The sequence below is a fragment of the Microbacterium sp. Y-01 genome, from assembly GCF_003856715.1.
Taxonomy (GTDB): domain Bacteria; phylum Actinomycetota; class Actinomycetes; order Actinomycetales; family Microbacteriaceae; genus Microbacterium; species Microbacterium algeriense.
In genome coordinates, this window is sequence record NZ_CP024170.1 from 3,741,408 (window position 1) to 3,761,188 (window position 19,781).

Genomic DNA, 19,781 nt, shown 5'->3' on the forward strand with positions numbered 1-19,781 from the left:
GTTCCTGAAGACGGGTTCAGGACGCTTCAGGGTGGGTTCAGCGGGCTTGGGAGACGATCGGGACATGGACGACAAGACACCTGCTTCCGACCAGAACCCCGAGACCCCGGCCGACCCCGTAGCGGATGCTCCGACCGTCCCGGTTGCGTCGACCGCCGGTTCCGCGCAGCCCGCCCCGGACGCCGCACACCAGGGGCCACCCGCCCCTTCGGCACACGCCGAACCCGCGGCCGCGCCCGCTCCGGCGAAGCCCGGACGCAGGAAGGCGCTCCTGATCGGCGGCGGCATCGCTGCAGCAGTGGTGCTCGTCGGCGGCGGTGTCGCGGTGGGTGCGGCGATCGGCGACGAGTTCGGTGACGACGACCGGCCCTCGATGTCCGACGACCCGCGGCACGACGACTCGCGGCACGACGACGGTGACGGTCCCGGGTCTCGGGGCGATGACCGTGACGACCGCGGGAGCCGACCTTCGGATGGTCGCGGACCCGTGACCGGCATCGGCACCTCCTCCGCCGGGGAGCTGATCGAGATCGCGCAAGCGGCTCGGGGTGCCGCGGACGGCGAGGTCACCTCGATCGACGCGAAGCGCGACGGCACGTGGGAGGTGCAGCTGACCAACGCGGCCGGTGACGAGACCGAGGTGCGGGTCGACGAGGATCTCGCCACGGATGTCGTCTCGACGGATGCGGCGGATGGAGACGACACGGGCCCGGCGCTCACGCTGGACGATGAGACCATCCGCGCCCTGGTCGCGGCGGCACTGGCCGAGGCGGAGGGGATGATCACCGATCTGGATGTGGACGCCGACGAGGTGAGCCCCTACGACGCGTCGGTCCTCACCTCCGACAACCGCTCGATCGACATCGACTTCGACGCGGACTTCGCCGTCGTGGGGACCGACATCGACGACTGAGGCACGGCCGGGCCCCTCGTCCGGACCACGCTCACCGGACACGACACCGCCGCACGGACCCCGAGTGCGGCGGTGTCGTCCGTGTCGGACGCGGAGGCGATTAGCATTCAAGGATGACGAACACGGATCCGATCGACGACATCTCCATCGGCGGTGAGGTGATCCGCCTCGGGCAGTTCCTCAAGTTCGCCGGCCTCCTCGACTCCGGCGGCGACGCCAAGGAGGTCATCATCGACGGGTATGTGACCGTCAACGGCGAGGTGGACCGCCGGCGCGGACGCCAGCTGCACGACGGCGACCTCGTGTCCTTCGAAGGGCGCACGGTCCGCGTCCGCCCCTGAGCCGTCGGCGTCCCGAGGTGCACGGCTCGTCCGCCCGTCGACCGCGCAGCAGCCCGGTCAGGCCGGCGCGGAGCCGAGGGGCACCCGCCAGCGGACCCGCGTCCCTCCGCCCTCCCGCCGTCGCACCTCGAACGTGCCGCCGTGTCGGAGGGCGCGCTCTTCGAGGTTGCTGATCCCGCTGCGTCGCGCGTTCGCCCGGATGCCGACCCCGTCGTCTTCCAGCACGACCGTCGCGGCCGCGTCATCCACCTCGATCGTCACCTCGCTCCACCGCGACCGGGCGTGCCGGAGGATGTTCGCGGCTCCCTCTCGTACAACAGCGAGGATGTCGTCGATGATCGCCGGCGGCAGCGCCCGGTTCGGAGGAACGGCGAACACGACGCGGGGAGCCGTCCCCGCCGACGCGGCCAGGTCGGCCAGCTCCTGCACCACACTGTCGCGCACATCACGAGGCGCTCCGGATGCGACTCCGGTGGCCAGCTCCGACACGGCAGCCCGCAGGTCGCCGATGGCGGCATCGATCTGATTCGTCTGCACCTCGATCGCATCGTCCACCAGGGGGTTCGCCGAACCGATCGCCTGCAGCCCCAGTCCGGTGACGAACAGCCGCTGGATGACGGTGTCATGCAGGTCTCTGGCGATACGGCTGCGCTCCTCGGCCACCGCGGTGTCGACCGCGCGCCACGACGCCCGCTCCCGCACCCGTCCGATGACCTCGGCTGCGGCGGCGGCGAAGCTGGTGACGCTGTCGAGTTCGGCGTGCGAGAAGAGCGGGCCGCGGAGGTCGCGTCCCAGATGGATCACACCGAGCGCCCGCCCCCGGTCCATCAAGGGGATCGCCGCCACGTGCCCGAGGCGCAGCGCGCCGGACGAGGTGGGGAACTCATGGGGCCCGACGGCCACGGCGACGAGGCCCGACGCCAACGCGCGCCCCGCCAGAGTGCCCTCGGACTCGTACACGACACCGAGCAGCTCGTTCGCATGCCGCCCGACGGCGCCCCGCACGATCAGCCCGCCGTCCCCCTCGGGACAGACGATGCTCACGAACGTCGCGGGCACGATGCTGGCCGCGCTGCGAGCGGCGACCCCGAAGATCTCGTCATCGTCCGCGCTGATCATCGGCGTGATCAGCATGTTCAGCGCCGTCGCGGCGCGCGCGTCCCGCAGGGCCTGTCCGTGACGCACCGCGTTCTGCCACGCGATCCCCGCCGTGGCTGCGAAGGCGTCGGCGACATCGAGGTCCTCCGCCGTGAAACGACCCGCGGTCGGGCCGATGAACGAGAGCACGCCGTGGATCTCCCCTCCGGCGCGGATGTCGCGATGCAGCTGCGTGCCGCCCACCAGCCCCGGCGCGTCCGTCGCGACGCTGTCCCCGATGGCCGCCGCGTCTGACGGCGCAGGGTCTGCGGGTTCGACTCCTTCATCCCCCGCTCGGATGACGCGTTCGATGCGACCGTGGCCGTCGACCACGCTCAAGACGGCGAGCCGGCACCGGAGCAACCCTGAGCCGGCCGTGACCACGCGCGTCAGCAGCTTCTCGAGATCGAGTTCTCCGAGGAGCCCCTCGGCCGCCGCGTGCAATCGCGCGACATCGTCCCCGCTGTATCTGCGTTGTTCCACTGCGCCCTCCTCTGCGCCGCGTCGATCCGTGATCGACCGGGCATGTGTCGTACGCCTCCTGCTCTCTCTCCCCCGATACGCCGATGCTACCCACCCGTGCGGAACCCCCGACGGTCCGTCGATCGCATGTCCCGGGCCGAACGACCCTGCCACCGGCACGCACGCTGGCTAGTTTCGCTTCCACCGCCGACCGGTTCGAGAAAGCAGGAGACGTGAACATCGACACGCCAACGCCGGTGGTTCCGGGTGGTGGCGGAGCCCAGGGCCCGGGGGGACTCGCGGTCACGGGCGGTTCCGCGGACGGAACCCTCCTCGGCGTCGCTGCGCTCCTGATCGCACTCGGCATCGCGCTGCGCCTGGGGAGGCGTGCCGCGCAGGCCCGGCGGACGGCGGCGACGGTCGCAGGTCAGGACTCGAAGCGATGACCGGACGACTCGTGATACCGCCACTCGGCACGGAGAACGGCCGCCTGCGTGCGTCGCTCGACACCGAGCTTCTCCAGCAGGCCGGACACGTAGTTCTTCACGGTCTTCTCCGCCAGTCCGAGCCGCACCCCGATCTGCTTGTTGGTGAGACCTTCACCGATGAGATCGAGGATCTGCCGCTGGCGCAAGCCGAGCGATCCGAGGCGAGGGTCCTGGTTTCGCAGCACGCGGTCGGGGCTCTGATTCGCTCGGCGCACAGGCAGAGGTCGGCCGTTCGCGACCGCGCGGACATCCGCCACGAGATCGAAGGCTCCCACCTCCTTCAGGACATAGCCTGCCGCACCGGCGAGCACGGCGCTGAGCAGCGCCGCCTCATCGTCGTACGCCGTGAAGATCAGACACTGGATGTCGGGATCCGCGGATCGCACCTGGCGGCAGAGCTCGACGCCGTTCCCATCCGGAAGCCGGACGTCGATCACGACGACATCCGGGCGCGTGCCGCGGATGCCGCGCACGGCGCTGTGGAAGCCGTCCGCCTCGCCGACCACGCTCATGTCGGCCTCCGCATGGAGGATCTCGGCGACCCCGCGACGAACCACTTCGTGATCGTCCACGAGGAAGACGCGAATCGGTCTCTGCGCAGGCGTCGCCGCCGACGCTTCCCGTCCGGCATCGTCGATCGTCACGGTAACCCCCCTCCGGTGCGCGCCAGCGCCGCCGATCCGCTCAGGCTATCGATGCGCGCTCTTCCATTCCAGCGCATGCAGATAGCCCCCTCCGGGACCTAGGTCCCCTCGCTCACCGCCCCGCGACGAAAGGAGCGCCATGAAGGCTCTGTTCTTTCGCGGTGCCGGAGACGTGAGATGGGATGACGTCCCCGTTCCGATCGTCCGTCGCCCGACGGACGCGATCGTGCGGATGTCGGCGACGACGGTCAGCGCGATGGACCTCGAGATCAGAGCCGGGACTCTACCCGAGGTGCGCCAGGGCCGGATCCTCGGGCATGAAGGCGTGGGAGTGGTCTGGCGCACGGGAAGCGGCGTCTCACGGCTGCGCGTCGGTGATCGGGTGGTGGTGTCCGCGGTGAGCGCATGCGGGGTGTGCGCGCACTGCCGGGTCGGCATGCGTCATCACTGCCTCGATCCGGAGGGCGGGCGCGGAAGCGGGTGGATCCTCGGGTATTCGATCGACGGAACGCACGCGGAGTACACGCGGGTGCCGTTCGCCGACCAGTCCGCCCTCCCGGTTCCCCGGGCAGTGGCGGATGCGGGGGCCCTGCTCGTCTCCGAGGTCCTGCCGGCCGCCTATGAGGCAGCGGTGCAGCGCAGCGGTCTGCGCAGCGGCGAGTCCGTCGCGATCATCGGCGCGGGGCCGGTCGCCGCCGCCGCTGTCGCCGCCGTCGGACTCGCGCACCCTGCCAGGACGGTCGGCATCGACGAAGACCTCGCATCGACGGAAGAGGAGTTCGACGCGGTCATCGACACGACGGGGACCGGTGCGTCGCTCCGCCTCGCGGCGCACATCGTCCGCGTCCGCGGTCGCGTGGTGACGCTGGGCGTGCACGCCCCGGCATCCCGCGACGACCTGCAGATCTTCCGGGAACGCCGGATCGGGCTCGCGCTGAGCGCGACGGCGGCCTCCTCCTCGAGGCTCCTGCTGCGGCTGCTGGACGAGAGGAAGCTGTCCGTCGGACACCTGATCACGCAGGACGTGGGTTTCGATCAGATGCTCTCCGCTTTCGCCCTGTCCTCCGGCGCCAGGGCGAACGGCACGCTCAAGGTGCTGGTGCGCGTCGCGGCCGACTGAGCGGGCGTATGCCGTCCCGGGATGACGACCGCGCGCGCCGTGCGCGACCGCGGGTGCGGGTCAGGCGAGGGCGGTGCTCCCCTGCAGAGCGTGCACGACGGGAGCGAGTTCGGGCTGCTCGACCGCGTCACCGAGTGCGCGCTCCAGCGTCTCGTCGTGGATCGGGTGCGCCCGCTCGTACAGGGCCCGACCGGCCGGCGTCAGCTCGGTGTAGATGCCGCGGCGATCGTCGGCGCAGAGGATCCGCGTCAGCAGTCCTCGGTCTTCGAGGCGCGTCACGAGCCGCGTGGTGGCACTCGGGCTGAGAGCGGTCGCGCGGGCGAGCTGCTGCATCCGCATGTGCCAGCCGTCCTGCCTGCTGAGCGCGTCGAGCACGGTGTACTCCACCACGGAGAGCTCGACGGAGGCGGCGAGCGCGCGCTCCAATTCGGTCTCGATGATGCCGTGCAGGGCGGCGAGCGTGCGCCAGCCGCGCGCCCGGATCTCGACGGCGTCGTCTGAGATTCCCATGGTGCCTCCGAAGTAGTTGTTTGCGCGGAATAGTTGCGTGTGCAATCATTAATGCCCGTGACGCAAAATCCCGCGTCTGCAACTACTTTAGCAGAGAGCACCCCTATGCCCCTCGGACTCATCGCACTCGCCATCGGCGCCTTCGGGATCGGACTCACGGAGTTCGTGATCATGGGCCTCCTCCCCGATGTCGCCACCGACTTCGCCGTCTCCGAAGCGACCGCCGGCTGGCTCATCTCCGGCTATGCGCTCAGTGTCGTCGTGGGCGCGCTCGGGCTGACCGCAGCCACCACGCGCCTGCCGCGCAAGCCCGTGCTCCTCGGCCTCGTCGTCCTGTTCATCGCCGGGAACGCGCTGACCGCGCTCGCCCCGGACTACACGACCGCCATGATCGGCCGTGTGATCGCCGCCCTGTGCCACGGAGCGTTCTTCGGCATCGGCTCCGTCGTCGCTGCGGATCTCGTCGCGCCGGAGAAGAAGGCCAGGGCCATCGCCATCATGTTCACGGGCCTGACGGCGGCGAACGTCTTCGGCGTGCCCTTCGGCACCTTCGTCGGTCAGCAGTTCGGATGGCGGGCCACATTCTGGGCGATCTCGGTCATCGGCGTCATCGCCTTCGCAGGTATCGCCGCGCTCGTCACAGTGCCGCGCACCGACGGGGACCGCGTGAGCCTGCGTCACGAACTCGGCGCCTTCCGCTCCGGCCAGGTGTGGCTCTCGCTGACCGTCACCGTTCTCGCGTACGGAGGCATGTTCGGCGCCTTCACCTACATCGCCTACACGCTCACCGGCGTCACCGGGTTCGCGGCATCCACCGTTCCGTGGCTGCTCGTGCTGTTCGGCGTCGGTCTCGTGGCCGGGAACTTCGCGGGCGGGCGCCTGGCCGACCGCTCGATCGATCGCACCCTGATCGGATTCACGTCCGCGCTCCTGCTGATCCTCATCGCCTTCGGTCTGCTGGCGTGGTCGCAGCCCGCGACGATCGCGATCCTGGTCCTGCTCGGCGCTTTCGGCTTCGGCACGGTGCCCGGGCTGCAGAGCCGCATCATGCAGTACGCCGGCGGAGCTCCCACGCTCGCGTCCGGCGCCAACATCGGCGCGTTCAACGTCGGCAATGCGCTGGGCGCCTGGGCCGGCGGGCTCGGCATCGCGGCCGGCCTCGGCTACACCTCCCCCATCTGGATCGGCGCCGCGATCACGGCCGTCGGCCTCGTCGTCCTGCTCATCGCCGCGGCGACCGCGCGTCCGCGCGCGACCGGCACCAACACGGCGACGCTGCGCACCGCCGCGGCCTGAACACCCGTCCCCACAGGAAGAAGAAGAGAATGACCATTCCCACCATCACCCTGAACAACGGCGTCGAGATGCCGCAGGTCGGCTTCGGCGTGTTCCAGGTGCCCGACGCCGAGACCACCACCGCTGTGGCGGCCGCGCTCGAGGCCGGCTACCGCAGCATCGACACAGCCGCCGTCTACGGCAACGAAGCCGGCGTCGGACGCGCGATCGCCGAGTCGGGCATCGCCCGCGACGACCTCTTCATCACGTCGAAGGTCTGGATCAGCGACCACGGCTACGACCCCACGCTGCGCGCCTACGACCAGGCGCTCGATCGTCTGGGGCTCGACCACCTCGACCTGTACCTGGTCCACTGGCCGACGCCCGCCGCCGGCACCTACCCCGAGACCTGGCGGGCACTCGAGAAGCTGTACGAGGACGGCAGGGTGCGGGCCATCGGCGTCTCGAACTTCGAGCCGGCGCACCTCGAGCGGATCGCGACCGACAGGGGCATCGTCCCGGCGGTGAACCAGGTCGAGCTCCACCCCGCACTGCAGAACCGGGCGGTGGTCGAGGCGAACTCCGCCCGGGGCATCGCGACCGAGGCATGGAGCCCTCTCGCGCAGGGCGCCGTTCTCGGCGACGCACCCGTCGTCGAGATCGCCGAACGGCACGCGAAGACCCCGGCGCAGGTCGTGCTCCGCTGGCACCTGCAGCAGGGCCGTATCGTGATCCCCAAGTCCGTGACGCCGGCGCGCATCGCGGAGAACCTCGACGTGTTCGACTTCGTCCTCACCGACGACGAGCTGAGCGCGATCGACGCGCTCGAGCGAGACGGGCGCACCGGCCCGCACCCTGCCGAGTTCAACGGCTGAGCTGCGGCGTCACACGGCGACAGCGCTGAGCGACGCGTGCGGACGCCTGCCGTCCTGCACGCGGGCATCGCTGTCCACCACGGCGAAGCCCTCACGCTCCAGCAGGCGTGCCATGCCGTCGACCGACCAGTAGTACGCCGTCGTCACCGCATGCGGGAACGGTTCGCCGTGGGCCCCGTCGAAGAACCCGACGAGCAGGCCGCCGCCCTCCTTCAACCCCCGCCGGATCGCGCGGAGGAGCACCGGAAGCTCCTCCGCGTCCGCGTGGATCAGGGAGTACCAGGCGAGCACGCCGCCGAGCGATGCCTCGGCGATGACCGGATCGAACAGGCTCCGCACCCGATAGGAGAGGTGCGGGTGACGTCGGATGGCGACCTCGACGAACTCCGGGACCAGGTCGACGCCCTCGACCTCATGGCCCCGATCCGCCAGGAACGCCGTCCAGTGCCCCGGCCCGCAGCCCGCGTCGAGGATCGGACCGCGGATCCTCTGCGCCCAGGACGCGATGCGGTCCCGGTCGACGGCATCCATCTGCGCGACCTCGCCGAAGAGCGCCGTGTACTCGTCCGCTCGGGCGGAGTAGCTCTCGCGTACCCGCTGTGTGGACTGCGGGCTCTCGTTCGCGGTCATCACTCCTCGTTCCGGGCTCGTCCGCCATTCTCGATGAGATCATGACAACAGGCTGTCGTCTGCCCGACGCACGGGCGGTGCGTGCTTCACTGCATCTGAAGTCGGCCCGGGCGGAGGTAGTGTCGCGGGCATGACGCACGGGATCGCTGACGGCTACCGCCGGTTCGCCGAGTCCGAGGCTGCCGGAGTCTCGCAGACCTACTTCGACTGGGCGATGGGGGTCGCAGAGGATCAGGCGGTCCTCGGCCTGATCGGCGCTCTCCCGATGATCAAGAGGCAGCCGAACCTCGTGTTCGCCGCAGCCCGCTTCGTCGGGGCGCCGGTGGGCGGATACGCCGAGTTCCGCGACTGGCTGATCGAGCACTGGGAGGTGGTCGTTCCGGTGATCATGTCCCGCTCGACCCAGACCAACGAGGCGGCGCGCTGCGCGGTGCTCCTCCCCCTGCTGGCGGAACTCGACGAGCCGCTCGCCCTCATCGAGGCCGGAGCCTCCGCCGGCTTGGTCCTCTACCCCGACCGCTACAGCTACCGCTATACGGTTGATGGCGGACCCACCGCCGTCCTCCACCCCGCGGACGGACCGAGCCTCGTCGAGATCCCCTGCACGATCGACGCTCCCAGTCTGCCGACGTCCATCCCGCGGATCGCGTGGCGAGCGGGCGCGGATCTGAACCCGATCGACGTGGCGGATGCGGACCAGCTCGCCTGGCTCGAGACGCTCGTGTGGCCGGAGCACGCCGAGCGACGCGAGCGCCTCCACCGCGCGGCCGAGATCGTCGCGAGCGACCCGCCGCATCTGGTGGCCGGCGACATCATCGACGGGATCCCCGAACTCGTCGCGCAGGCACCGGCCGATTGCCGAGTCGTGGTGTTCCACAGCGCCGTTCTCGTCTACCTGACGGAGGAACGCCGAAACGTGTTCGTCGACCTGATGCGCTCGATGGACGACGTCACGTGGATCAGCAACGAAGGCGCCGGTGTCCTCCCGTTCATCTCCGAGAAGGTCGATGCGGAGACGCGGGGCCGGACGATCCTCGCCCGAGACGGGGAGCCGATCGCCCTCGTCGGCCCGCACGGCCAGAGCTTCCGACGGCTGCGGACCCGCTGACGCCTGTCCCTTCCCACAGCGTCGGAGCCTGCGTCAGTGGAAGTCGCCGCCCGGGGCCATGTCGGCGAAACGCGAGTAGTGCCCCTGGAACGCGACCGTGATCGTGGCCGTCGGACCGTTACGGTGCTTCGCGACGATGAGGTCGGCCTCGCCCGGACGCACGTCCTTGTCGTAGACCGAGTCGCGGTGCAGCAGGATCACCATGTCGGCGTCCTGCTCGATCGAGCCGGACTCTCGCAGGTCGCTGATCGCGGGCTTCTTGTCCTGACGCTGCTCCGGGCCACGGTTCAGCTGCGACAGCGCGATGACGGGAACCTGAAGCTCCTTCGCGATGAGCTTGAGGCTTCGGGAGAATTCCGAGACCTCCTGCTGACGGGACTCGACGCGCTTGCCCGAGGTCATCAGCTGCAGGTAGTCGATGATGACCATGCGGAGTCCGGCACGCTGCTTGAGCCGACGGCACTTCGCGCGGATCTCGACGAGGGTCATGTTGGGGCTGTCGTCGATGTACAGCGGGGCGTCGTTGATACGACCGCGGGTCGCGGCGACCGTCGTCCAGTCGCGGGGGTCGAGGGTTCCCTTGCGCATGTTCTGCAGCGGGATCGCGCCCTCGGCGCTGAGCAGTCGCATCGCGATCTCGCTCTTGCCCATCTCGAGGGAGAAGAAGATCGAGGGGAAGTCGTGGCCGATGGAGGCGGCGCGCGCGAAGTCGAGGGCGAGCGTCGACTTACCCATCGCCGGTCGTGCGGCGACGACGATCATCTGTCCGCCGTGCAAGCCGTTGGTGAGCTCGTCGAGCTCCTTGAATCCGGTCGGGATGCCCGTCATCGAGCCGTCGCGGCCGTTGGCGGCCTCGATCTCCTCGATCGCCGCATCCACCGCGGTGGTGAGCGGGACGTAGTCCTCAGCGGTCTCGGTTCCGGTGACCGAGTAGATCTCGGCCTGGGCGTTGTTGACGATGTCGGTCGCGTCGCCCTCACCCGCATACCCGAGCTGCACGATGCGGGTGCCCGCGTCGACCAGGCGGCGCAGGATCGCGCGCTCCGAGACGATGCCCGCGTAGTAGCCGGCGTTGGCGGCGGTCGGCACGATCGAGGTCAGCGTGTGCAGGTAGTCGGCACCACCGGCGCGGCCCAGCTCGCCGGTCTTGATGAGCTCATCCGTGACCGCGACGACGTCGGTCGGCTCACCGTGGGAGTAGAGCGAGAGGATCGCCTCGAAGATCAGCTCGTGCTTCGGGATGTAGAAGTCGGCGCCCTTGAGCGTCTCGATCACGTCGGCGACGGCGTCCTTCGACAGGAGCATTCCACCCAGTGCGCTCTGCTCCGCCAGGAGGTCGTGCGGAGGTGTTCGCTCGGGCTTGCGCTGCCCTCCGAGGCGCTCCTCTGAGATGTCGGCGATCGACACAGTGTTCCCTTCGATGCGACGTTTCCGATGCGATGTTCTGATGAGGCGCTTCTGCGGCGAGTCCGTGCGGCTCTCGGCCCTCACGCCACCCGACCAGCGAAACAGCTGCCTCCGACATTCGGTCGCTCGCCCACGCTACGAGCGACTCTTTCCCCATGCAACACGGCCTGTGGATAACCATGTGGAGAGCGTGCGGAGAAAGTCGGAGTGTCTGTGCAGAACGGGTGTGGATAACCCGGTGGAGGGATGTGTTCGGCAACTTTTTTATGCCACTTGAACAGGGATAAATCGTTTCCCCAGCCTGTGGATGAGAATCAGTTTAAATCGGGGATTGAAGGTTGCCTCCTCACCTGAGGACATGTGTAGAACTTGGGGAAAGTCAAGCCGGAATCCGCCCGGGCGCGTCACACCCGGACATCCCCGGAATCACGCGGAAACCCCCTAGACAGAACTCGCCCCCGCGAGTATCGTCACCCGCAATCGACGCACCTGCGTCGAAGTCCGTTGCCTTCGGAGGGGGAGGTCGACGTGGACGTTCCGGCCACCCGACGCGGCGTACCCGCCGTCGTCATCTGGGGTGCCCTGGGCGCGCTCGTCTGGGCCGTCCTCACCGTCCTCCTCGGCGGCGGATCCGCGCACGCGGACGAAGAGGCCGACGGCCCTCTCGACGGTGTCACCTCGCTCGTGAGCTCCACCGTCTCCGCGGTCACCGCCCCCGGGAAGCCCGTCGTGACGCAGGTCGTCGCGCCGGTCGTCACGCAGGTGGTCGCCCCGGTCCAACAGGCTGCGCCGGCCGTCGTGTCGACCGTCACGGAGACCGTCGCCGAGACACCCGTCGTCGGTCCTGTCGCCGCACCCGTCATGCACGCGGTCGCCGAGACGGCGGAGGCGGTGGTCACTCCCGTGACGGAGGCGCTCTCCGACTCCCCGGTCTCGCAGATCACCGACCCGGTCCTCGGGGCCGTCTCCGACATCCCCGTGGTGGGCGACCTCGTGACCGATCTCGGCGTCGTCGGTGCTGTGGACGACGTCGTGGGCGTGGTCGATGACACGACCGCACTGCTCGGAGACGTGACGGATGCGACCGTGCCGCCCGTGCTCGAAGCCATCGACCCCCTCACCCCGGGATCCGGCGAGATGCCCGTCGGCGTCGACGAACCCGCCATGACGGAGACGGATATCGCGCAGACCGCCGTGACGGCGACTCCTGCGGTGGCGGGCACGAACGACGAGGACCTCCGGCTGAGAAACACCGCGCCCGCCTCGGCCGCGCCCGTCAACGCCACGTTCCCCGAAGGATCAGTGCCGGCGGACGACGACGCCAGCGCGCCCTCCGAGGCGCCGTCCGGGAGTCTGCCCGGAACCCCTGCCCCCGTGACCCCCTCCTCCGCCGGTTCCGGCTCAGGAGCGGGCGCCGCCCACGCGCGCGTCAGCGACGTGGAACCTTCTCCGCTCCGTGCTGGCGAGCGGACTCCCGGCGCAGCCGACGACGCTCTTCCCGCGTCGCGGATCGCCGACACCGACGTCTCTCCTGACTGACGGACCGTCACGTCGTCCCTCGCGGACGACAGATGCCGTGCTGCGCGCGCACTCCCATCGCGCGCACCCATCAGACGATCCACTCAGTCAGGAGAAGCATCATGCGCACTTATCTGAAGCGCGCCCTGTGGGGCACGCTCATCGCCGGGGGCATCACCCTCCTCGGCGCCACGGCCGCGAACGCGGCTGAGACCAGCGGAGACGACGGACTGCTCTCCGGCACCCAGGTGGAGGCGCCCATCTCGGCGCCGATCTCGGTGCTGGGCAACGCCGTCTCCGTGCTGGACGACGCCGTCAGCTCCGCTCCCGCTCCCGCTCCCGCCCCTGCGCCGGCTCCCGCTCCGGCCCCGGCACCCGCCGCGGAGACCAGCGGGTCGTCGGGAACGGCATCCGGCACTCAGGCGGTCGTCACCGTGAACCTGCCCGTCACCGTGACGGACAACGCGGTGAGTCTCACCGACACCTCTTCGACCAGCGCCCCGGCTCCCACACCCCAGAACTCGGCTCCCCAGGCCGAGTCCCCTGCCGGGGCGCCTCTCGTGACCACGAACGGCGTGGATGGCGTGCTCTCGGGCACCCAGGCGCTGCTCGAGGTCGATGCGCCCGTGACCGTCACGGGCAACGCCGTGTCGGTGCTCGGCGACGCCGATCGCACCGACACAGCCGCGCAGGGAGCCGCAGCACCGGCCTCCTCCGCACCGGCAGAGCCCTCCACCTCCGGTGAGGACGGCATCGGCAGCGGCACCCAGGCCGTCGCTCCGGTCGCGGCGCCGATCACGGTGTCCGGGAACGCGATCTCGCTGCTCGGCGACGCCGACTCGGCGAACTCGGGTTCCGCGGCGCCTACTGGTTCCGCGGCTCCCGCCCCTTCGGCGGGCACATCCGGTGACGACGCCATCCTCGGCGGCACCCAGGCCGTCGCTCCGGTGACCGCCCCCGTGACGGTGTCCGGGAACGCGATCTCGCTGCTCGGCGACGCCGACTCGGCGAACTCGGATTCCGCGGCGCCTTCTGGTTCCGCGGCTCCCGCCCCTTCGGCGGGCACATCCGGTGACGACGCCATCCTCGGCGGCACCCAGGCGGTCGCTCCGGTGACCGCCCCCGTGACGGTGTCGGGGAACGCGATCTCGCTGCTCGGCGACACGTCGACCACGGGATCGGGCACCGGGACCGGAACCGGAACCACCCCGGCCCCCACCACCGGCGGCAACACCACCACCGGAGACGACAGCACCCTCGGCGGCACCCAGATCACCGCACCCATCACCGCCCCCATCGGCGTGACCGGCAACGCGATCTCCGCCCTCGACGACGCCACCGTCACCAGCACCGGAACCAGCACCGGGACCACCCCCGCCCCCACCACCGGCGGCAACACCACCACCGGAGACGACAGCACCCTCGGCGGCACCCAGCTGGGCCTGCCAATCAGTCTGCCAGTCACCGTCGGCGGCAATGCGATCTCGGTGATCGGCGAGGCCACGGTGACGGACCCCGGCACCACCCCGGGAACCGACCCCGGCACCGACCCCGGCACCGACCCCGGGACGAACCCCGGCACCGACCCCGGCACGGACCCCGGCACCGACCCCGGGACGAACCCCGGCACCGGCCCGGGAGCCGTCACGGTCCCCGGGGTCTCGACCGGAGCTGCCGTCACCGCCTCGGGCTCTGCGGTCACCGGCGCCGTCGCCGGCCTGGCCATGACGGGCGGAGAATCCTCCGTCGGCCTGGTCGCCCTGGCGACGATGCTGCTCCTCCTCGGAGGTGCCGGACTCCTGCGACGTCGTCTGACGGCGTAGCGACAGGCGCCGGCGGTGCGGTCGTCCTCGGGGGAGGAGACCCCGCGCCGCCGGTGCGCCGCTGCGTCGTTCCCCACGCCGACGGGATAGGAGCCCCCAGCTCCCCGTCGGTCGACGCCGGCGCTGGATGCCCCGTGGAAACCCCGCCACGGGGCATCCGTCGCGCCGTCGCAGATTCGCGTCGGAGTCGCAGGGATGGCGTCAGAACGTGCGACAGCGTGCGATTCTGCGATTCAGCCCCCGCGACTCGAGGGCAGGATGAGCGAACCGTCGCCGTCGACGATCGCGGCAGTGGTCGGGAAGTCCCGCCGGCCCCGCTCGTTCATGAGTTCGGCCGCCCGGCCAGTGGGGTCGGGTTGCGGCGCTCCGCCCGCGAAGTCGAAGCGCACAGACCGCAGCCCGCCGTCCACGAGAGTGCCATCCGCGCGAAGGGTGACCGAGAGATACGCGCCGTAGCGGGTCTCCTCCTCCGCACCGAAGACGCCGCCCCCGCCGAAGTTCCCGAGGCTGTACGCGATGAGACGTCCGCGGTAGAGCTCCGCTCCGCGCAGGACGTGGGGACCGTGTCCGATCACGAGGTCCGCCCCCGCGTCGACGGCCACGTGCGCGAAGGCGATCGGGTCTCCGCGGTTCTCGCCAAACATGACTTCCGTGCCCGGCGTCACGGCATCCGCGTCCGGTCCCTCGGCTCCCATGTGAGCGTGGACGATGACGATGTCGGCCTGCGCCGCGGCGGCCCGCACGACCTGCCGCACGTGGCGGAGATCCGTGACGCGGTTGAACCCTCCGTACGGCGCGAACCCGACCATCGCGACCGTGACACCTCCGATCCGCGTCGTCACGATCTCGTTCCGCTCGCCCACCGCGTCGATGCCGACGTCTCGCAGCAGGTCTCGGGTCTCGTCGAAGCCCGCACGACCATAGTCATGACTGTGGTTGTTCGCCTGGTTGAGGATGTCGAAGCCGCTGAGGAAGGCGGCCGCGTCCGGCTCGCTGCGGAACGCCAGGCAGCTGTCGTTCCCTCCGCACTTGTCGTAGCCGGTGTCGTCGGTGATCGCCTGCTCGAGGTTGCCCGTGACGAGGTCTTGGGTGAACCAGGATCGCACGTCGTCGAAGTACGTTCGGCCACGGTCGTCCGGGATGCCATGGCCCACGTCGTACAGCAGGATGTCGCCCGTCGCGCCGATGCTCACCTCCCCGGCACGCGCTCCCGCCGCATCAGGGATCTCCGCCGGTCGAGCGGGTACCGCCGCTGCGGCAGCCAGACCCGCACCCAGCGCCCCGAGGACGAGCACGGCGACGGGCGTCCGCCACGGACCCCGTCCGCGCAGCGCTGACGCCCCGGTCGGGACGGCGACGGAGCGACGGTGCGGCAGGTCCCACAGCCAGGCCGCACCGTCGCGGTCCGTAAGACGCGCAAGGAGGACGCAGGCGGCGACGAGCCCCCCGGTCAGGACGACGGGAAGCAGCACCGCCGCCACGAGCTGGACCACGTTTCCCGCGTCCGAGAACGGTCCGACCAGGGCTGCGTCGACGAGGACGAGAAGCGGCATGTGGATCAGGTAGATCGGAAGCGTCCGGGCGCCGAGCCAGGTCAGCCCCGGTCCCAGCAGCCGCACGCCGGGCAGCAGGGGCGCCACCGCGAGCCCCATCGCCACCCCCAGCACCGAGACCGCGGGCCAGACCCCCGGCATAAGCTCCGTGCCGGTCACCCGCATCAGGGCGTACGCCATCAGGTAACCCGCGATCAGCACCGCCGCCACGAGTCGGCGGGGGCGAGCCGTGAAGGTGCGGATGCGTGGGGCGAGGTAGGCGCCGACCAGGAAGAACACCAGGTTGTACAGGAGCGAGCCGCGGTTGCTCACCACGTCCACGAGCCCTGCCGCCACCGCGACGGATACCGCCCCGGCGACCGCGATGAGCAGCCACCGCGGCACACGATCGAGGCCCTTCGCCACCAGGAAGTACAGGGCGAGCGCGTAGAGGTACCAGGTGTTCGGCGGACTGATCGTGAGCGCCTCCACGAACTCCGAGACGCTGCGCGGCACGAGCGTCGGGAAGTCGGGGAACGCCCACATCGCGGCCATGTGGATGAGCGTCCACAGCAGATAGAGGTACAGGAAGCGGAGGACGCGCGGACGCAGCACGGCTGCCCACGGGCGCTGGAGTGCGTCGGCGGCGAAGTATCCCGACAGGAACAGGAACAGCGGCATCAGGAACGGCCAGATCATGTCGCTCGCGAGTCCCCACACGCCGGGGATGGGGATGCCGATCCGCCAGTCGACCTGCAGGTAGGTCTTCAGCACCACATGCCAGAAGACCACGAGCACGATGAGGAGCCCCTTCGCCGCGTCGCCCCAGGCGGCACGCGAAACGGGGGCGGGGGCGGGAGAGCTTTCGCTCACGCTGACGCGTCGCTTCGTCGTCGTGCGGAGGCGGCGAGACGTCGAGTGATCATGAGACCGATTCAACGGCGTGCGATGTTGCCGGAGCGTACGAAGTTCTGCATACGCTCCCGCAACATCCCGGTCTCTAGGGTGGGCCCATGATGTCGCACGCCCTCACCCTGACCGCCGTCGCGAACGGTTCGGCGACACTCAGCGCCCCGCTTCTCCTCGGCGGAACGAGCTTGGGCGTGGGCGTCGCCATGATGACGGGCGCGGCGGTCGCGCAGATCCGGAGGAGGTACGGATGTCGGGCCGATGGACGGATGTCGGGCCGGGACGGCCCTGTTCGTCCGACATCCGTCCCGTCGTCCGACATCCGTCCGGGAAAGGAACGGGACGTGGCGCCGGGCGGGGATGGCGGGCGGGGATGAGCGGCGGGGATGAGCGGCGGGGATGACGAACGCCCCCTGTCCCGAGGGACAGGGGGCGTTGCCGCGTGTGCTTACTTGGCGGCGACGACCTGCAGCGTGATGACTGCGGTGACGTCTTCGTGCAGACGCACGGTCGCCTCGTGCTCACCGGTCGCCTTGATCGGCGAGGTGATGTGCACCTTGCGCTTGTCGATCGAGCCGAGGCCCGCAGCCGAGACGGCCTCTGCGACATCGGCGGTCTTCACCGAGCCGAAGAGACGGCCTTCCTTGCCAGCCTTCACCGCGAGGCGCACCTTGGTGCCCTCGAGCGTGTTCTTCAGGGCCACAGCCTCGTCGCGGTCGTGGATCGCGCGTGCCTGACGCGCGGCCTGGATCGATGCGACCTGCTTTTCGCCACCGCGGGTCCACGCCGTGGCGAAACCCTGCGGGATGAGGAAGTTGCGGGCGTACCCGTTCTTGACCTCGACCACGTCACCGGCGCTACCCAGCCCGGCGACCTCGTTCGTGAGAATCAGCTTTGCCATCTCGATACCCCTTACCGGCCGGCGCCAGCGTAGGGCAGGAGCGCCATTTCGCGCGCGTTCTTGATCGCCGTGGCGATCAGACGCTGCTCCTGCACCGAGACACCGGTGATACGACGGGCGCGGATCTTGCCGCGCTCCGAGACGAACTTGCGGAGGGTGGCGACATCCTTGTAATCGATGACACCGACCCGGATGGACTTCGCGGGAGCGGCGTTCTTCGCGCCCTTCCGCGGCTTGCGGCGGTCGCCGCTCGACTTTCCAGCCATTGTTTTTCCTTAGTGATGAGCGGGCCCTTCGATGAGCTCAGGGACCCAGGGGTCCAGCTCAGGGCCAGAGAAGTGTTTTCAGAAGGGGGTGTCGTCGCCGAAGCTGCCCGGAGTGCTCCAGGCATCGGCGCTGGTCGACGAGCCGGGCGTGGACCACGGCTCCTCCGACACCTGCTGCTGCTGCGCGGGGCGAGACTGTCCGCCGCCGCCACCGCCGGTCGAGGCCGCACGGGTGACCTGCGCGGTCGCGTACCGGAGCGAGGGGCCGATCTCGTCGACCTCCAGCTCGATCGCGGTGCGCTGGTTGCCCTCGCGGTCCTGGTAGGAGCGCTGACGCAGACGGCCCTGCGCGATGACGCGCATGCCCTTCGTCAGAGAACCCGCCACGTGCTCGGCGAACTCGCGCCACACGGACGCACGGAGGAACAGCGCTTCGCCGTCCTTCCACTCGTTCGCGGCACGGTCGAAGTTCCGAGGCGTCGATGCGATGGTGAAGTTCGCCACCGGCAGCCCGTTCTGCGTGTAGCGCAGCTCGGGGTCGGCCGTGAGGTTGCCCACCACGGTGATGACGGTTTCGCCTGCCATGGGACTTAGGCCTTCGCAGCCTTGGCGGCCTTGCGGGCAGCCTTCTCTTCGGTGCGCTTGGCCTCCGAAGCGACCATCGCCTGAGCCTCTTCCGAGCGGAGGACCTTGGTGCGCATGATCTGCTCGTTCAGCTTGAGCTGACGGTCGAGCTCCTGCGTGGCCTCGCTGGTCGCGGTGAAGTTGACGACGGCGTAGATGCCCTCGGTCTTCTTCTGGATCTCGTAGGCCAGACGGCGCTTGCCCCAGATGTCGACGTTGTCGATCGAGCCACCATCGTTGGTGATGACCTTCAGGAACTTGTCGAGCGTGGGAGCGACCTGGCGCTCGTCGATCTCGGGGGTCAGAATGACCATGAGTTCGTACTGGTGCGTCACTTACCCACCTCCTTCGGACTAGAACGGCTTCCGAGGATTTCCCGGAAGCAGGAGGGTGTGTGCACGTGCCCGCCCGAGGAATCCCGAATGGATGCCGGAAGGCAGACAACCTCGACAGTCTAGCGGAAGCGGGCCGTCGCCGCGAACGGCCACCGTCTCGCCATCCAAGGGGCCGACAGGAACACGAGATTTTGGCATGCTGGGACGCGTGCCCGGTGACCGTCACCGACGCACGCGACCAGAGGGGGGACGCGATGCGCGTCAACAAATGGGGGGTCGGCGTCATCCTCGCCGCCGCCGTCGTACTCACCGGATGCACCGCCGGCGGATCGGAGGAGCCGGCCGCGTCGACGCCTGCCAGCGGCGCGACGCAGGAGACCGAGGCACCGAGCACGGACTGCCCCGAACTGACGGAGGGCGCCACGATCGACGGCACGGAGCTCGGCGCGTGCATCGCCGACGCGATGTCGGACACGGCGGGCTATGCGGGGAAGACCAGCGTGATGGGCGTGGAGTCGACCGCGCGCTTCAACCCGTCCGAGAAGGCCATCGAGTCCATCTCGCCTGCTGGATCGCTGATCGCGATCGGCGACGACGTCTGGGTGAAGTCTCCCCAGACCGACTGGCAGCCTGCCGACCCGTCCTCGAGCGACCCCGTGATCGCCGCCCTCAGCTCCAGCGCCGCCAACATCACGTCCCTCGACCCGGCGACGGCCGCACAGGCCCTCACCGGCGAGTTCACCGTGACCGGCACCGGTGAGCGGCTGGGTGAGAAGGTCCACCTCCTCACCGGCACGATCGAACAGCAGGGCACGGAGGTCGAGGTCCTCTTCGAAGTGACCGACGACTACGTCAACCTCGCCTCCACCAGCACCGCCTCGATCGAGGGGCAGTCGCTGGAGGTCGCGATGGAGATCACCGAGTGGGACGTGAAGCAGGACATCGTCGCACCGCTCTGATCCG

At 69.8% G+C, this 19,781-nt stretch carries 20 protein-coding genes; 10 read left to right on the forward strand and 10 right to left on the reverse strand.

Translation table 11 applies throughout. The features are described from left to right. Positions 1-64: 64 nt before the first annotated feature. Together CSX12_RS18025 and CSX12_RS18030 are read left to right on the forward strand one after the other, a co-directional pair. Entirely contained in the window at positions 65-913 is an 849-nt protein-coding gene (locus CSX12_RS18025; protein ID WP_241160510.1) for a hypothetical protein, read from the forward strand. A 113-nt stretch (positions 914-1,026) separates the two neighbouring features. Then, on the forward strand, positions 1,027-1,254 hold the full coding sequence (locus tag CSX12_RS18030) for an RNA-binding S4 domain-containing protein (protein ID WP_124896710.1): 228 nt from the start codon (positions 1,027-1,029) through the stop codon (positions 1,252-1,254). A 57-nt stretch (positions 1,255-1,311) separates the two neighbouring features. Here CSX12_RS18030 and CSX12_RS18035 read toward each other — a convergent pair whose 3' ends face one another. Then, positions 1,312-2,874, reverse strand: a complete 1,563-nt coding sequence (locus CSX12_RS18035) for a GAF domain-containing protein (RefSeq protein WP_124896711.1) — start codon at positions 2,872-2,874, stop codon at positions 1,312-1,314. Positions 2,875-3,086: 212 nt separating this feature from the next. Here CSX12_RS18035 and CSX12_RS18040 point away from each other — a divergent pair, with 212 nt between their 5' ends. Further along, the gene (locus tag CSX12_RS18040) at positions 3,087-3,299 is read left to right on the forward strand and encodes a hypothetical protein (protein WP_124896712.1); all 213 of its coding nucleotides are present in this window, start codon (positions 3,087-3,089) and stop codon (positions 3,297-3,299) included. Here CSX12_RS18040 and CSX12_RS18045 read toward each other — a convergent pair. After that, a complete protein-coding gene (locus CSX12_RS18045; protein WP_124896713.1) occupies positions 3,281-3,985 on the reverse strand; it encodes a response regulator transcription factor in 705 nt (234 codons plus the stop codon). The genes CSX12_RS18040 and CSX12_RS18045 overlap by 19 nt on opposite strands. Positions 3,986-4,124: 139 nt before the next feature. On the opposite strand from CSX12_RS18045, the gene CSX12_RS18050 reads away from it, so the two are divergent. After that, entirely contained in the window at positions 4,125-5,105 is a 981-nt protein-coding gene (locus CSX12_RS18050) for an alcohol dehydrogenase catalytic domain-containing protein (protein ID WP_124896714.1), read from the forward strand. Positions 5,106-5,165: 60 nt separating this feature from the next. On the opposite strand, the gene CSX12_RS18055 is transcribed toward CSX12_RS18050, so the two are convergent. After that, on the reverse strand, positions 5,166-5,615 hold the full coding sequence (locus CSX12_RS18055) for a MarR family transcriptional regulator (protein ID WP_017203785.1): 450 nt from the start codon (positions 5,613-5,615) through the stop codon (positions 5,166-5,168). Positions 5,616-5,720: 105 nt separating this feature from the next. Between CSX12_RS18055 and CSX12_RS18060 the strand changes: the two genes are divergently transcribed. Both CSX12_RS18060 and CSX12_RS18065 read left to right on the forward strand, forming a co-directional pair. Beyond that, a complete protein-coding gene (locus CSX12_RS18060; protein WP_017203786.1) occupies positions 5,721-6,911 on the forward strand; it encodes an MFS transporter in 1,191 nt (396 codons plus the stop codon). Between the two features lie 29 nt (positions 6,912-6,940). Next, positions 6,941-7,765: an aldo/keto reductase gene (locus CSX12_RS18065; RefSeq protein ID WP_124896715.1), complete on the forward strand. Its 825-nt coding sequence runs from the start codon at positions 6,941-6,943 to the stop codon at positions 7,763-7,765. Between the two features lie 9 nt (positions 7,766-7,774). Here the strand turns inward: CSX12_RS18065 and CSX12_RS18070 are convergent, their stop codons facing one another. Further along, the gene (locus tag CSX12_RS18070; protein ID WP_124896716.1) at positions 7,775-8,395 is read right to left on the reverse strand and encodes a class I SAM-dependent methyltransferase; all 621 of its coding nucleotides are present in this window, start codon (positions 8,393-8,395) and stop codon (positions 7,775-7,777) included. A gap of 130 nt (positions 8,396-8,525) precedes the next feature. On the opposite strand from CSX12_RS18070, the gene CSX12_RS18075 reads away from it, so the two are divergent. Further along, the gene (locus CSX12_RS18075) at positions 8,526-9,503 is read left to right on the forward strand and encodes a DUF2332 domain-containing protein (RefSeq protein WP_124896717.1); all 978 of its coding nucleotides are present in this window, start codon (positions 8,526-8,528) and stop codon (positions 9,501-9,503) included. A 33-nt stretch (positions 9,504-9,536) separates the two neighbouring features. Here CSX12_RS18075 and dnaB read toward each other — a convergent pair whose 3' ends face one another. Then, positions 9,537-10,910 carry a replicative DNA helicase gene (gene dnaB, locus CSX12_RS18080; RefSeq protein ID WP_017203792.1) on the reverse strand — a complete coding sequence of 458 codons (1,374 nt, stop codon included), beginning with the start codon at positions 10,908-10,910 and terminating at the stop codon, positions 9,537-9,539. A gap of 528 nt (positions 10,911-11,438) precedes the next feature. Between dnaB and CSX12_RS18085 the strand changes: the two genes are divergently transcribed. Together CSX12_RS18085 and CSX12_RS18090 are read left to right on the forward strand one after the other, a co-directional pair. Further along, complete coding sequence (locus CSX12_RS18085; RefSeq protein WP_241160511.1) at positions 11,439-12,449, forward strand: hypothetical protein; 1,011 nt, start codon at positions 11,439-11,441, stop codon at positions 12,447-12,449. A 101-nt stretch (positions 12,450-12,550) separates the two neighbouring features. Further along, the gene (locus CSX12_RS18090) at positions 12,551-14,251 is read left to right on the forward strand and encodes a chaplin family protein (RefSeq protein ID WP_241160512.1); all 1,701 of its coding nucleotides are present in this window, start codon (positions 12,551-12,553) and stop codon (positions 14,249-14,251) included. 233 nt (positions 14,252-14,484) lie between these two features. On the opposite strand, the gene CSX12_RS18095 is transcribed toward CSX12_RS18090, so the two are convergent. The 5 genes from CSX12_RS18095 to rpsF form a co-directional block, all read right to left on the reverse strand. Continuing rightward, positions 14,485-16,656 carry a CapA family protein gene (locus CSX12_RS18095; protein WP_164479603.1) on the reverse strand — a complete coding sequence of 724 codons (2,172 nt, stop codon included), beginning with the start codon at positions 16,654-16,656 and terminating at the stop codon, positions 14,485-14,487. Positions 16,657-17,140: 484 nt separating this feature from the next. Further along, positions 17,141-17,593, reverse strand: coding sequence for a 50S ribosomal protein L9 (gene rplI / locus CSX12_RS18100; protein WP_017203798.1), 453 nt, complete (start codon positions 17,591-17,593; stop codon positions 17,141-17,143). 11 nt (positions 17,594-17,604) lie between these two features. Then, positions 17,605-17,859 (reverse strand): 30S ribosomal protein S18, encoded by a 255-nt coding sequence (gene rpsR, locus CSX12_RS18105; RefSeq protein ID WP_017203799.1) that lies wholly within the window; start codon positions 17,857-17,859, stop codon positions 17,605-17,607. A 78-nt stretch (positions 17,860-17,937) separates the two neighbouring features. Further along, entirely contained in the window at positions 17,938-18,444 is a 507-nt protein-coding gene (locus tag CSX12_RS18110; RefSeq protein WP_017203800.1) for a single-stranded DNA-binding protein, read from the reverse strand. Between the two features lie 5 nt (positions 18,445-18,449). After that, on the reverse strand, positions 18,450-18,818 hold the full coding sequence (rpsF, locus tag CSX12_RS18115) for a 30S ribosomal protein S6 (protein WP_017203801.1): 369 nt from the start codon (positions 18,816-18,818) through the stop codon (positions 18,450-18,452). Positions 18,819-19,072: 254 nt separating this feature from the next. Here rpsF and CSX12_RS18120 point away from each other — a divergent pair, with 254 nt between their 5' ends. Next, complete coding sequence (locus CSX12_RS18120; protein ID WP_124896720.1) at positions 19,073-19,777, forward strand: hypothetical protein; 705 nt, start codon at positions 19,073-19,075, stop codon at positions 19,775-19,777. Positions 19,778-19,781 lie beyond the last annotated feature (4 nt).

Excerpts from the sequence above, each read along its gene's own strand:
- CSX12_RS18070 (WP_124896716.1), bottom strand. The coding sequence starts at position 8,395 with ATGACCGCGAACGAGAGCCCGCAGTCCACACAGCGGGTACGCGAGAGC.
- rplI (WP_017203798.1), bottom strand. The coding sequence starts at position 17,593 with ATGGCAAAGCTGATTCTCACGAACGAGGTCGCCGGGCTGGGTAGCGCC.
- CSX12_RS18060 (WP_017203786.1), top strand. The coding sequence starts at position 5,721 with ATGCCCCTCGGACTCATCGCACTCGCCATCGGCGCCTTCGGGATCGGA.
- CSX12_RS18050 (WP_124896714.1), top strand. The coding sequence starts at position 4,125 with ATGAAGGCTCTGTTCTTTCGCGGTGCCGGAGACGTGAGATGGGATGAC.
- rpsR (WP_017203799.1), bottom strand. The coding sequence starts at position 17,859 with ATGGCTGGAAAGTCGAGCGGCGACCGCCGCAAGCCGCGGAAGGGCGCG.
- CSX12_RS18065 (WP_124896715.1), top strand. The coding sequence starts at position 6,941 with ATGACCATTCCCACCATCACCCTGAACAACGGCGTCGAGATGCCGCAG.
- CSX12_RS18075 (WP_124896717.1), top strand. The coding sequence starts at position 8,526 with ATGACGCACGGGATCGCTGACGGCTACCGCCGGTTCGCCGAGTCCGAG.
- CSX12_RS18025 (WP_241160510.1), top strand. The coding sequence starts at position 65 with ATGGACGACAAGACACCTGCTTCCGACCAGAACCCCGAGACCCCGGCC.
- CSX12_RS18030 (WP_124896710.1), top strand. The coding sequence starts at position 1,027 with ATGACGAACACGGATCCGATCGACGACATCTCCATCGGCGGTGAGGTG.
- CSX12_RS18090 (WP_241160512.1), top strand. The coding sequence starts at position 12,551 with ATGCGCACTTATCTGAAGCGCGCCCTGTGGGGCACGCTCATCGCCGGG.
- CSX12_RS18120 (WP_124896720.1), top strand. The coding sequence starts at position 19,073 with ATGCGCGTCAACAAATGGGGGGTCGGCGTCATCCTCGCCGCCGCCGTC.
- CSX12_RS18055 (WP_017203785.1), bottom strand. The coding sequence starts at position 5,615 with ATGGGAATCTCAGACGACGCCGTCGAGATCCGGGCGCGCGGCTGGCGC.
- CSX12_RS18110 (WP_017203800.1), bottom strand. The coding sequence starts at position 18,444 with ATGGCAGGCGAAACCGTCATCACCGTGGTGGGCAACCTCACGGCCGAC.